Below are 13,523 nucleotides of genomic sequence, written 5' to 3' on the forward strand. Positions count from 1 at the left end.
GTTGCTATACTTTGCTCTTGGTGCAAAATTGCTGTAACTAGGTAGAACATCATTCCATAAGTAAATCTGTTTTGCATAAAGAAAAATAGAATCAAGTGTAAATTCAGTTCTTGTTCCAGTAATTGGCGAAACAATTTCTTCGTCCGTTAGATCGGTTGGCTTATCCTTTTTACAGCTTACGTAAGCTACTGCGATAAATAAAATAATAATCTTATTCTTTTAGAATACAGCGTATGTATTATGTTATAAATTTTCAATTTTTAAACGTTAAAGGTTAATGGTTAATTAAAATGCAACGACTTATTTGATATGATTAATTTTTTACAAAAAAAATTCTCACATGAAACACTAATTTTATTTACTAAATTTGACAGTCCCTAAATATCTTTATTGATAAATAAATGTACAATAAGTATATAATAAAATATACATGAAAATTAACATTTCTCAACATGTTGGATATAGGGACCACCTTAAGAAGGTATAGAGACAAGTATGATTATACACAGCAGTACGTTGCTGATGTGATTGGAATTAGTAGGGTTGCCTACAGAAAATGGGAAAACAATGAAGTAGATTTTTCATTATCTCAACTCAACAAAATTGCCGAAGTATATGATATACCGATCCATGAGATCATCATCCAATCTGATTTTAGAAAGAATAAAATAGTTTCTCTCCAACTAAAAAGGGCAACGGCGTTATTGATGCTGTTTGTTATTATATTTCTAGGTTAATCGAATTCATAGTCCTGATAATCTTTCTATAAATATCAAATACTAATGCCGATCTTTTTAAGGTTGATATAAAGGCATAAAAAAAGTGGCCTTTTTGAGGCCACTTTAAATTCTATATCTTAAAAATGATTACAGCTTTCTAGCTACTTCTACTTGCTCGTATGCTTCTACGATATCGCCAACTTCGATGTTATTAAAGTTCTGAATGTTTAAACCACACTCGTAACCTTTATTCACCTCTTTAACATCATCTTTAAAGCGTTTTAATGATGCCAGTTCACCTGTGTACACTACAACACCATCTCTAACGATACGGATCTTGCTGTTACGGGTAATCTTACCATCCAGTACCATACAACCTGCAATGGTACCCACTTTAGTAATTTTGAAAGTCTCGCGGATCTCAACGTTCGCTACAATTTTCTCTTCAAATTCTGGATCCAACATACCTTCCATTGCCGACTTAATCTCGTTGATTGCGTCGTAAATAATAGAATATAAACGGATATCAATCTGCTCTGCTTCAGCAAGTTTACGTGCACCAGTTGATGGACGAACCTGGAAACCGATGATAATCGCATCTGAAGCCGAAGCCAACAATACATCAGATTCTGAAATCTGCCCAACACCTTTACTGATAATATTAATCTGGATCTGTTCAGTAGACAGTTTCAATAATGAATCAGCTAATGCTTCGATCGAACCATCCACATCACCTTTAACGATAATGTTAAGCTCTTTAAAGTTACCGATAGCCAAGCGACGGCCAATCTCATCCAAGGTAATATGTTTCTGTGTACGTAATCCCTGCTCGCGTTGTAACTGCATACGTTTGTTAGCAATATCACGTGCTTCAGTTTCACTTTCTAAAGCATTAAACCTGTCGCCAGCTGTAGGTGCACCCTGCATACCCAAAACCTGTACCGGTTGTGATGGTCCTGCCGATTCAACTTTAGCACCACGCTCGTTGGTTAACGCCTTCACACGTCCGCTATAACTACCCGCCAGAATTGGATCTCCAACTCTTAATGTACCAGCCTGAACCAGTACCGTAGTTACAATACCACGCCCTTTATCCAATGCCGATTCAATAACAGTACCTGTAGCTCTCTTATTTGGATTTGCCTTAAGTTCTAATAATTCGGCTTCTAATAATACTTTATCTAAAAGTAGATCAACGTTTAAGCCGCTCTTGCTTGAGATTTCCTGTGATTGATATTTACCACCCCAATCTTCAACCAAAATATTCATTACCGATAACTGCTCACGTACTTTATCTGCATTTGCACCTGGTTTATCTACTTTAGTAAAAGCAAATACCAATGGTACACCTGCTGCTTGTGCGTGATTAATCGCCTCTTTTGTTTGAGGCATCACCGCATCATCTGCAGCAATAACAATAATGGCAATATCGGCAGCCTTGGCACCACGTGCACGCATCGCTGTAAAGGCTTCGTGACCTGGTGTATCTAAGAAAGTAACTTTTTTACCGGTTGGTGTAGTTACCATATAAGCACCAATGTGCTGGGTAATACCACCTGCCTCACCGGCAACCACATTTGCCTTACGGATATAATCCAGCAATGAAGTTTTACCGTGATCGACGTGACCCATAATCGTCACAACCGGAGCTCTTTCGATTAAATCTTCTTCATTGTCTTCCTCTTCTATTACGTTTTCTTCATCCTCATCTGGTTTAACGAATTGAATTTCGTAACCAAACTCGTCAGCAACGATAGTTAAGGTTTCAGCATCTAAACGCTGGTTAATGGAAACAAACATGCCAAGGCTCATACAAGTACCAATAATCTTGGTAACGGGTACATCCATCATGCTCGCTAATTCATTAGCCGTAACAAATTCTGTTACTTTTAATATTTTCGATTGTGATTCAAGCTCGTTTGCTGCCTCTTCTGCATTATAAGCTACATCATCACGTTTCTGACGACGTAATTTAGCGCGCTGTGCAAATTTACCAGATTTACCTGCTCCACTTAAACGGGCAAGTGTTGCCTTGATCTGATCTTGAATTTCTTTCTCAGTAGGTTCTTCTTTAGGTCCGCTTGGTGTAGCATTTCTATTTTGGAAACCTGGCCTGTTATTATTATTGTTGTTTCTATTTCCCTGATATGGCGTTCCACCCTGTCCGGCTGGTCTGTTGCCCTGGTATGGCGTACCGCCACCTGGCCTGTTGCCTTGGTAAGGTGTACGAGGTTGCCCTGGCGTACCGGTTTGACCTTGTCCCTGACCCTGACCTGCAGGATTGTTCTGTCCTTGCTGGCCTTGACCTCCATGTTGACCTGGCTGGCCTGGAGCTCCTGGTGTTTTCTTGCGTTTACGCTTACGTTTAGCCGCTTCACTATCGCTAGATGATGCCACCGGACCGTTTCTTCTATCCGGCACTGTTGGTAAAACAATTTTACCAATAATATTCGGACCTGTTAATTTAACAGTACGTGCTTTAATTACCTCTGGCTCGTTGCTAACCGGTTTTACTTCAGCTGGTTTTTCTTCCGCTTTCGGTTGTTCAACTGGTTTTACTGGCTCAGGTGCTTTAACCACTGGCGGTTCTACAACAGGAGCTGATGCAACTGGTGTTTCTTCCTTTTTAGCCTCAACCGGTTTTTCTTCCATTTTTGGTTGTTCAACTGGTTTTACAGGCTCGGGTGCTTTCGCAACCGGTGCTGGTGTCGCAGCAGGTGTTTCTTCTTTCTTCACCGGGCGTGTTTTCGAGTTAAGATCATTTAAATCGATCTTTCCTACAATTTTAACCCCTGGCAATCCGGTTTCTTCAACCTTATCTTCTGCCTTAGTTTCTTTTACTGGCTCTACTGCTGCCGCAGGTGGTGCTGGTGCTGGCGCTGGCGTTTCTACCTTTGGCGTTTCTACAACCTTTGGTTTTTCTACCGTTGGAGGCGTAAATGATTGAGCATTTTTGATTAAAATCTCTTCATTTTTCTCAAAATCGGTATTCTTCTTCGGCGCTTCTACTGGCTTTTCAGTTTCAGGCTCGTCACGACGTATTTTACCAATCACTATTTGTTTGGCTTCTTCTCTTACGATCTTATCTCCCTGATACTCTTTCAATAAGGCATTATACATGTCTCCCGTAAGTTTAAACATAGGGCTTTTCTCGGCAGAGAACCCCTTTTTGTTTAAAAACTCAACGGCCGTACCCATGCCTATATTAAGTTCTTTAATAGCTTTAATTAAAATGATTGGTTTGTCGTCTGACATTTAGCTCCTGTTATTGTTTTTTATTTAATACAAAAGTAGTGTTTATTTGGCAATTACACCACTTATTCAAATTCTGACTTCAAAATTTGAACCACTTCTTTAATGGTTTCCTCTTCAAGGTCGGTGCGCTTCACTAAATCTTCTACTGTAAGTGCTAATACACTCTTAGCAGTATCGCAACCGATAGCCTTTAATTCATCAATGATCCAGCTATCAATCTCATCTGAGAATTCTTCTAAATCTACATCCTCATCACTCTCTTCACCAGCTTCACGGTACACATCAATTTCGTAACCGGTTAATTTACCAGCCAGTTTAATGTTGTGTCCGCCACGTCCGATGGCCAATGAAACCTGATCTGGTTTTAAGTAAACCGATGCATGTTTGGTTTCATCATCCAGTTTAATGGAAGTAATTTTTGCCGGGCTTAAAGCACGGGTAATGTACAATGAAATATTATTGGTAAAATTAATCACGTCAATGTTTTCGTTTTTCAATTCGCGAACGATACCATGGATACGGGATCCTTTCATCCCCACACATGCACCAACCGGATCGATACGGTCATCATACGATTCAACCGCAACCTTAGCACGCTCTCCTGGCTCACGTACAATCTTTTTGATGGTGATTAAACCATCAAAAATTTCCGGAACTTCCTGTTCGAACAGGCGTTGTAAAAATTCTGGTGCTGTTCTTGAAATGATAATTTTCGGATTCGCATTGATCATTTCTACCTTAGAGATTACTGCTCTCACAGAATCTCCTTTTTTGAAATAATCTGCAGGAATCTGTTCAGTTTTAGGCATTAAAAGTTCGTTACCTTCATCATCTAAAACCAAAGTTTCTTTTTTCCAAACCTGGTAAACCTCACCGGTTACGATTTCGCCTACTCTATCTTTATATTTTTTGAAAATCTCGTCTTTCTCTAACTCCAATACTTTAGAAACCAAAGTTTGGCGTGCAGCTAAAATTGCCCTACGGCCAAAACTTTCTAAGGTAATCTGTTCAATATAATCATCGCCAACTTCTAAAGTGCTGTCTAATTTAGAAACTTCAGCAAGTTCGATCTCCAGATCATCATCCTCAGAAAAACCATCTTCCATTACTTTTCTCGTTCTCCAGATCTCCAAATCTCCGTTATCTGGATTCACGATCACATCACAGTTCTCGTCTGTTCCGTATTTTTTACGCAACATGCTACGAAAAACCTCTTCCAGCACACTGATCACCGTTGGGCGATCTATATTTTTGAAATCTTTAAACTCTTGAAAAGAGTCGATCAAATTAATTGTTGTAGTACTCATTTTTACTTAAATGAAATTAACACACTTGTTTCTAATATATCATTAAACGGAACAACTGTTTGAATTGCTACCGCCTTTTTACCTTTTTCTTTAACCGATTCTTCAATCAGCAGGTTATCTTCTGTTACTTCCAGCAGTTTTCCTTCTTTCTTTAATCCCTCTTTGAGTTTAATACTCACAGTGCGGCCAATATTTTTATTGTATTGACGGATTAATTTTAGCGGTTCACCCACTCCTGGTGAAGAAACTTCTAAATTATAAGCCTGTTCTATTGCGTTTTCTTCTTCGAGATGAAAACCAACATGCCTGCTTATGGCCACACAATCCTGGATGCTAATGCCTTCGTCGCCATCAACATGAATTATAAGCTTATTGTTTGGCAACATCCTTACTTCAACCAAAAACAGTTCTGGCCGATCTGCTATTTTTTCCTCAACGAGGGCTGCAACTCTCTTTTCTACCTGCATATTTTAACCTGATTTCATAGAAAAAGGGGACACGGTCCCCTTCTCTTTTCTTCGATTACGATGCAAATGTAGTAAATTTTTAAGAAAAATCAAACAGTTACTGTAATTATTATGCTGATTATTACCGCTTAAGTGTTTGTCTTTGTGCCTGTAAGTTGTGCCTCGCATTGCCAGAGATCAGGTTCCCCACCGTTGCAAACTTTATACCTATATAACTTTCCACCACATAATCTTTCCCTTTTACGAAGGGCTGATCAGGGCTAAAAATTACGGAATCGCCACTAACCTTAACCTTCCCGGGCATTTCCAGTTCATCTTGAATACTGTCCAGATCGCCAGGTTTTATTAAAACCGAAATCAGATTAAGTGTATCTGCATTAGCCTTATAGGCGTTTTTAACCTGTAAGAGACTCGCCTCATCAATATTTTTAATTATTATTGATAAACTATCTCTGGAAAACTTAATGATTGGTTTGTTGTTTGTATTCGAACATGAAAGTGCAAATACGGCAACAGCAATCATAGCCAGGTATTTAAAAAAGCATTTAAACATTTACAAAAATAACAATTATGAGATTTATTATCGAAATCCTTTTAATGGGATTAGCCTTTTTTATTGGCGCAAGATTGGTGCCTGGTGTAACTATTGATGGTTATGGAAATGCCATTATAGCCGCAGTATTGATTGCATTGGCAAACTCAACCATCGGATTCATTTTAAGGCTATTAACATTTCCTGTTAATTTTCTAACGCTCGGGCTCGTATCCTTTATCATTACTGTTTTAATGATTTTATTGGTGGATAACATGATGACCTCTTTTAATACCTCCGGATTTATCGCCGCGGCATTCTTAGCTATCGTTGTGGCTTTAATTAAAGCAGTATTTAGTGCGGTGGTAGGAGAAAAGGATTAAATTCGGAATCTTAAGTTTGGAGTGCATTGCGCTTAAACTTAAAGGGGAGTTTTGAGTTGGGGGTTTGGATCAACAATTCCAAGCTCCCAACTCCAGGCTCACAACTAACGGATCACTTCCCTCGAAATTACCATTTTCTGAATTTCAGAAGTACCCTCGTAAATTTGGGTAATTTTAGCGTCACGCATCAGGCGTTCTACGTGGTATTCCTTTACAAAACCATAACCACCATGTACCTGCACAGCTTCGATGGTTACATCCATCGCCACCTTAGAGGCAAATAACTTGGCCATAGAACCTGCCTGTGTATAGGGCTGACCCTGATCTTTTAACCATGCGGCTTTATATACCAGTAACCTTGCGGCTTCAATTTGGGTTGCCATATCGGCCAGTTTAAAAGCGATGGCTTGGTGCTCAGCAATCGGTTTTCCAAAAGATTTACGTTCTTTGGCATATTGTGTAGCCAGTTCAAAAGCACCCTGTGCAATGCCCAAAGCCTGGGCTGCAATACCGATCCGGCCGCCCTCCAGCGTTTTCATGGCAAATTTAAAGCCGAAACCATCGTCACCAATCCTGTTTTCTTTGGGTACCTTAACATCATTAAACATTAAAGAATGCGTATCAGATCCGCGGATGCCCAATTTATTTTCTTTTGGTCCGATGGTAAAACCTTCCATTCCTTTTTCCACAATAAAAGCGTTTATACCCTTATGCCTTAATTCAGGATGTGTTTGCGCAATTACCAGATAGGTTGATGCAGTATTGCCATTGGTAATCCAGTTTTTGGTACCGTTTAGCAAATAATAATCACCCTTGTCTTCCGCAGTTGTGCGTTGTGAGGTGGCATCAGAACCAGCTTCGGGCTCCGACAAACAGAAGGCCCCGATTTTTTCTCCAGCAGCTAACGGCTTTAAATATTTTTCTTTTTGGGTTTCGTTACCATACGCTTCCAATCCGTAGCAAACCAGCGAATTGTTTACCGAAACCACAACAGAGGCAGAGGCATCGATTTTAGAAAGCTCTTCCATTACCAGAACATAAGAAATGGCATCGAGTCCGCTACCATTATATTTTTCGCTCACCATCATCCCCAAAAACCCAAGTTCTCCGAGTTTTTTCACTTGTTCGGCAGGAAATTTCTGGTGTTCATCACGTTCGATTACCCCAGGCTTTAATTCTTGCTGCGCAAAATCACGTGCAGCCTGCTGGATCATTAACTGTTCTTCACTTAATTCAAAATGCATAACATTTATGTATAAAAGGTTAGTAAGTCAAATGTAGCATTTCTGTTCGAAATTACTATGGCTGCATAGCAATTTATTTTGTCGGCCGGTATATTTATGATTTGTTAGGCAATCATAAAAAATATTGTCCCCCTTAAAATGAAAGTATTCGTAACAATAGGCTTTGTGTTCATGTAAGATTATTATTTTTGTTAAATGAACTTAGGGCAGCAAATATTATTTTTCTTTAGTGCCCTGGGCGCATTTAATGGCTTTATCATTAGCGCATATCTGTTATTCTTCAAAAAGCCAAAATCTACACCTTCTTTTTTTCTTGGGCTTTTGCTTGTTTCTCTTTGTGTAAAGATCAGTAAATCGCTCCTCTTTTATTTCTATCCGGCCCTACCTGGCATCTATATCCAAATAGGCATCCTGGGAAGTTCATTGGCAGGCCCATCTCTTTTTTATTTTATTCAATCTGCATTAGGCCAAGCCTCAAAGAATACCATGATACAGAAGGGAACTTATCTTTTTTGGGCTTTAGCAATTCTGATTAGCGGTTTCGTTGCACCTTATGATAACAAATCTAATGTATGGGAAAATTATATTGGGAGCATCATTTCCATACAATTTACAGTTTATGTGCTATTATCTGCCTGGTTGCTTAGGACGGTTTTTGTTAAATTCCTCAGCAAGGGAGACAGAATTTCTACAACGGAGATGTTGCTGTTATCCGTATTCATTGGCAATATAATCGTTCCGGCGGCATTTAAGTTACCTTTCTTCCCGTTTTTTAATGGCCCCTGCATTAGTGGAGCCTTATTTTTCTCCGCCGTTCTCTATCTCAACACGTTCCTGTTTATGAGCCGGCGGAAAACCAGTACTTTTTTATCTGGCCATGGGGATCTGGTCCGTTATGCCAACAAGAAGATAGCCGAAGAACAGGCCATGATACTAACAGATAAACTGCGGAGGATTATTTTGGAAGAGGAGCTTTATAAGAATCCCGATCTTAAATTAAATGATCTTGCCAAAAAAATCAGCATTTCAGGCCACCAGCTTTCGCAATTGCTTAACGACAATTTAGGCAAAAGCTTCGCTGCCTATATCAACGGCTTTAGGATAAACGAAGCTTGCGAACTCATCGTTAACGATAAGGGAATTAAGCTCGAGGCCATTGGATATGAAGTTGGCTTTAACTCCAAATCTACTTTTTACACCACTTTTAAAAAATATAAACAAACTACGCCCATGCAGTACAAGGAACAACTTTTGGCTGTTCCATCAAACTAGATGAGTCTCGTTTTATAATTCCGAACGCCCAAATCTGAGATTTAAAACCCCTTCTATATTCTTCTATTCTAGTTTTGGTTTACTCCATAAAAAACCAAACACACGAAGATGAAACCGATATTGTTATTATGCCTGTTCTTATTTACAGCGCTATTTTTAAGGGCACAGGTAATTAAGGGAAAACTGATTGATCACAAAACCAGGCAAGCCATACCCTTAGCCAATTTGATTTTGACAGATCAAAACCATCCTACGGTAATCAGATATGCCAACAGCGACACTTCTGGTTATTTCCGATTCAGCGATCTGCCAAACGGAAAATATGCCTTATCTATTAGCTTAACCGGTTATCAAAAAATGCAAAAAGAGCTGTTGATAGACGAAGATCACCCAAAGACAATAGATATGGGCGACATCTTAATGGCGGAAGATGTTAACCTACTTCAGGAAGTAACCGTAACAGGGGGCGTGCCAAATTTTAGCACACAAAACGGCCAGATTAAAATCGGTGTCGCCAACAATGTGTTTTTTAAGTCGGCATCTAATCTGTTGGACGTATTTAAAAAACTGCCCGGCCTTCAGGTTAACCAGGATGGAACCATGGTAATGGCGAGCAGGGCAACCCCAACATTATTTGTGGATGGCAGACCTGTAAACATGAATAATGATGAAATCTTATCCTATCTGGGCAGTTTATCTCCTGATATGGTCGAATCGATCGAAATGATTAACCAGCCCTCTTCCAAATACGATGGCGAATACCAGGGAATTATCGATGTAAAACTGAAGAAAAACCAGTCTTTAGGCTTAAAAGGCACGTATAATGCCCGTTTTCAGCAAAACAATTACAGTTTACTGGATAATAATCTATCCCTGGTTTTTAAAACAAACCGGTTTGTTTATGACCTAAGGCTAGGCAATACCAGCGGGAGTACCTTCTATAAGTATTATTCTTTGCAGTATTTAAGCAATACCAACGCCATGACCACCGACACCAGAACCGTTACCTCCAATCAAAACTTTAACCTACAGGCAAGGGCAACTTATGAGGTAAAAAAAGGGCAAAACCTGGAGGCTTTCGTACGTACATACCAAATGGATAGAAATGCAGTATCCGGCAATCAGCTGCTTACCCAAACCAATACCTTAGATCAAACCACTGCGCTTGTTAAAAGCGATAACAATGCCCTTCCCAAGCAATATAATTATTCAGGTGGTATCAATTACGATGCACAATTTAAGAACAGCGAACTTCACGTAATTACTTCTTTGGCCCAAATAGACAATCGACAAACAGAGGATATTCAGAACCGCAATATACTTAACGATCAGTTGATCAATTACTGGAAAACAGGATCTAAAAATGAGATTACGATCCGTGCTGCACAGACAGATTACACGCAAAAAATAGGTAAAGGAAAGTTAGAATTTGGAGGAAAATTTGCCCATACCACCACTCAGAACGACATCCGCTATGACACATTGGCCAACGCTATTTTTAACCTTGATCTGAACAGGAGTAACCAGTTCCATTACCAGGAATATATTGGCGCAGGCTATCTTTCTTACAATGAACAGTGGCGCAAATTTAATTACAGCTTAAGTTTAAGAACAGAGTATACGCGCACCGTAGCAAATTCGATCACTACCGGTAACATTACAGAAAAAAAGTATATGAAGTGGCTTCCAAGCTTAAATATTACCTACGCCATTAACGAAAATTCACAACTCAGCTTCAGTTATAGCAGACGGCTAACAAGGCCAACTTTTGCCATGTTAAACCCATTTCGGTTTTATTACAGTCCGAGGCATTACTGGATAGGCAATCCATACCTGCAACCTTCCACAACCGATCTAATTGCTTTATCTTATAGCAGAAAGAGCCTTAATATTTCGCTGAACGCAGGGAAGGAAACAGATCCAATGAGCCGCTATCCCGAATATAATCAAATCAGCAATGAGCTGATTTTTTTAGGCAGAAACCTACCCTATAGAAAATTTGCGAACCTACAGATCAGCGCTCCCATCACCATAAACAAGTGGTGGCGGACGAACAACAACATTACTTTCTATTACAACAAGGAACTAACACCTTACTTTGGAAATACCTTCGAAATACCTGTATATAGTTATATCGTTAATGGCAGTCAGGTTTTTACTTTAAAAAACTGGCTACTGGACATCAGTTATACCTACGAATCGAAAAGCGGGAATGGCCTCTATATTTTTGCCCCGGTTTACGGAATTGATTTTGGTGTGCAAAAAACATGGCTAAAAAACAGGCTCAACACGAAACTTACGCTGTATGATGCATTCGACAATATCAAAAGAAGGCTTATTTTTAGAGAGAAAAGCATTATTAATAACGATTTTTATCACTATTTCGCTGCGCAAAGATTGGTGTTTAGTTTAACTTTTAATTTTGGCAGTTCGACTTACAAAGCCAGAGAAAACAAAAAAAGCGATGAAGAGAACAGGGCCAATTAAACGAATGGCTATGTATTCCATTTCTTAAATAATACCAGAAATAAGTTCAAACAGCTTGTTGGATCCTTAACCGGTCTTTACCTGATTCAAAATGCATCACATTTACGGCATCAGCAATTTGTTTCAAAGCCTTTTTCCTGATCAAGAAATTACAACAACACTGTTCTGAAAGTAAGGATTTACATGCGTTGTAAATACAGACTAAAACCGGACCTTCATCGGACAAATTGGGTCTTGATCCGAAAAAAGTCGGATTGAGATCATTACTTTATTGTTTTTTAATGATCAATTGGAGTGATGACTAAGACGATTTGGTTTTAAAACATTAACAGCTTATTTACGCTTAAAAATGGCTAATTCATTTTCTTTAATCAGTTAAGATCATACCCTATATTAAGGGCTTGTAAGAACAAAAACACGGAGAATTATTTTATTGTGGTTCTATTGAATAAGATTTTGCATAGGCTCAGGCTGCCTAAAATCAGAATGAGAAGTACCTGTGATGAATGAATAATGGTTGAATATGCCAATCCATGTTTAAATGATATCCCGTATAATACTAACGACTGGGCAACCATCCAATGGAAAACACCAATTCCGCCCTGAACGGGTGCTGCCATGGCAAAACCAGAAAATACAATTGCCGTAAATGCGGCGTTAAAATGCAATCCGGAAGTAGCCTGAATGGAGGAAAATGCAAAATACATGGAAAGCGAATAGAAAATCCATATCCCCAATGTGTAGGTTAAAAATAATCCTTTTTGTTTTAGCTTGCTGTAGGAACCAAAGCCCTGGCGCAGGCTTACAAATGTGCGTAAGAACTTTTTACTGAATTTCTTGCGAAGAAAATAGACTGCTACGCCAATAAGTACCAATATCATTACGCCCGGTCCAACCAGCCACCAATAATTAATGGCACTTAGTTTTTTAGCGAGATTAACATAAATGGTTTCGTAAAGAAACCCGGCCACAATATCATACTGAAAAATCAGCATTGCCAATGCGGTGAGAAAGAGTACAAGCACATCAAATAGCCGTTCGGTAATGACGGTGCCTATCGAAGCAAACATGGGCACCTTTTCTGCTCTATGGATAACCGAACAACGGCCAATCTCTCCGAAGCGTGGCAAAGCCAGGTTAGCCAGATAACCGATCATCACGGCATGATAGGCATTCCAGAAACTGACATTGTAATGGATAGACTGATACAACATTTGCCAGCGCAATGCCCGTAATACATGGGCAATCCATACGGCAAATGCAGAAGTAATGACCCAAAAGTAGTTGGCGGTTTTGATTTCCTGCCAGATCTTTCCAATATTCTGACCTCTAAAAGCTAAATATAGTACCCCTATCCCGATTAAAAACAGAATAATGTACTTTAGCGCTGTCTTGAGGTCGAATGTCACAAAGTTATTTTAGCAAGTGGTTGTTATCGTCAGGAAAAACCAAAATTGGATTGTATTTTTTGGCTTCTTCTATTGGTAAGGCGCCATAAGACATAATAATCAGGATGTCGCCAAGCTGCGCTAAACGTGCCGTTGCCCCATTTAAACAGATGGTACCGGTACCGCGTTCACCTTTAATTACATAGGTTTCGAAACGCGCACCATTATTATTATTTACAATCTGCACCTTTTCATTAGCGATAATGTTAGCCGCATCCATCAAATCTTCATCTATCGTAATACTGCCTACATAATTTAATTCGGCTTGTGTTACCTTAACACGGTGTATTTTCGATTTTAATATTGTGATAACCATTCGGCAAAGTTAGCAATCAGTTTGGAGTTTCAATAACGGAAGATGTAAGAGAGATGTAATATGGAAAATGGATGATGAAAAAGGGCAACAATC

Annotated in this window: 11 protein-coding genes; 4 read left to right on the top strand and 7 right to left on the bottom strand. The window is 39.2% G+C overall.

Annotated elements, in window-relative coordinates; genetic code table 11:
* Positions 1-452: 452 nt before the first annotated feature.
* A complete protein-coding gene (locus tag AC04Q1_RS17640) occupies positions 453-737 on the top strand; it encodes a helix-turn-helix transcriptional regulator (RefSeq protein ID WP_478365891.1) in 285 nt (94 codons plus the stop codon).
* A 129-nt stretch (positions 738-866) separates the two neighbouring features.
* On the opposite strand, the gene infB is transcribed toward AC04Q1_RS17640, so the two are convergent.
* The 4 genes from infB to AC04Q1_RS17660 all read right to left on the bottom strand — a co-directional run bounded on the left by infB (position 867) and on the right by AC04Q1_RS17660 (position 6,271).
* Complete coding sequence (gene infB / locus AC04Q1_RS17645) at positions 867-3,974, bottom strand: translation initiation factor IF-2 (RefSeq protein ID WP_478365892.1); 3,108 nt, start codon at positions 3,972-3,974, stop codon at positions 867-869.
* Between the two features lie 62 nt (positions 3,975-4,036).
* Entirely contained in the window at positions 4,037-5,281 is a 1,245-nt protein-coding gene (nusA, locus tag AC04Q1_RS17650) for a transcription termination factor NusA (RefSeq protein ID WP_121284435.1), read from the bottom strand.
* Positions 5,282-5,283: 2 nt separating this feature from the next.
* Positions 5,284-5,748, bottom strand: coding sequence for a ribosome assembly cofactor RimP (rimP, locus tag AC04Q1_RS17655; protein WP_478365893.1), 465 nt, complete (start codon positions 5,746-5,748; stop codon positions 5,284-5,286).
* Between the two features lie 121 nt (positions 5,749-5,869).
* Complete coding sequence (locus tag AC04Q1_RS17660; RefSeq protein ID WP_478365894.1) at positions 5,870-6,271, bottom strand: hypothetical protein; 402 nt, start codon at positions 6,269-6,271, stop codon at positions 5,870-5,872.
* A gap of 47 nt (positions 6,272-6,318) precedes the next feature.
* Here AC04Q1_RS17660 and AC04Q1_RS17665 point away from each other — a divergent pair, with 47 nt between their 5' ends.
* Positions 6,319-6,663, top strand: a complete 345-nt coding sequence (locus AC04Q1_RS17665; protein ID WP_478365895.1) for a phage holin family protein — start codon at positions 6,319-6,321, stop codon at positions 6,661-6,663.
* A gap of 104 nt (positions 6,664-6,767) precedes the next feature.
* Here AC04Q1_RS17665 and AC04Q1_RS17670 read toward each other — a convergent pair whose 3' ends face one another.
* Complete coding sequence (locus AC04Q1_RS17670) at positions 6,768-7,907, bottom strand: acyl-CoA dehydrogenase (protein WP_478365896.1); 1,140 nt, start codon at positions 7,905-7,907, stop codon at positions 6,768-6,770.
* A gap of 195 nt (positions 7,908-8,102) precedes the next feature.
* Here AC04Q1_RS17670 and AC04Q1_RS17675 point away from each other — a divergent pair, with 195 nt between their 5' ends.
* Entirely contained in the window at positions 8,103-9,179 is a 1,077-nt protein-coding gene (locus AC04Q1_RS17675) for a helix-turn-helix domain-containing protein (protein WP_478365897.1), read from the top strand.
* 108 nt (positions 9,180-9,287) lie between these two features.
* Positions 9,288-11,666 (top strand): TonB-dependent receptor, encoded by a 2,379-nt coding sequence (locus AC04Q1_RS17680; RefSeq protein WP_478365898.1) that lies wholly within the window; start codon positions 9,288-9,290, stop codon positions 11,664-11,666.
* Positions 11,667-12,091: 425 nt separating this feature from the next.
* Here AC04Q1_RS17680 and AC04Q1_RS17685 read toward each other — a convergent pair whose 3' ends face one another.
* Positions 12,092-13,075, bottom strand: coding sequence for a lysylphosphatidylglycerol synthase transmembrane domain-containing protein (locus AC04Q1_RS17685; protein ID WP_478365899.1), 984 nt, complete (start codon positions 13,073-13,075; stop codon positions 12,092-12,094).
* A gap of 4 nt (positions 13,076-13,079) precedes the next feature.
* Entirely contained in the window at positions 13,080-13,430 is a 351-nt protein-coding gene (gene panD, locus AC04Q1_RS17690; RefSeq protein ID WP_478365900.1) for an aspartate 1-decarboxylase, read from the bottom strand.
* Positions 13,431-13,523: the final 93 nt, after the last annotated feature.

It is taken from the genome of Pedobacter humicola (genome assembly GCF_056490705.1).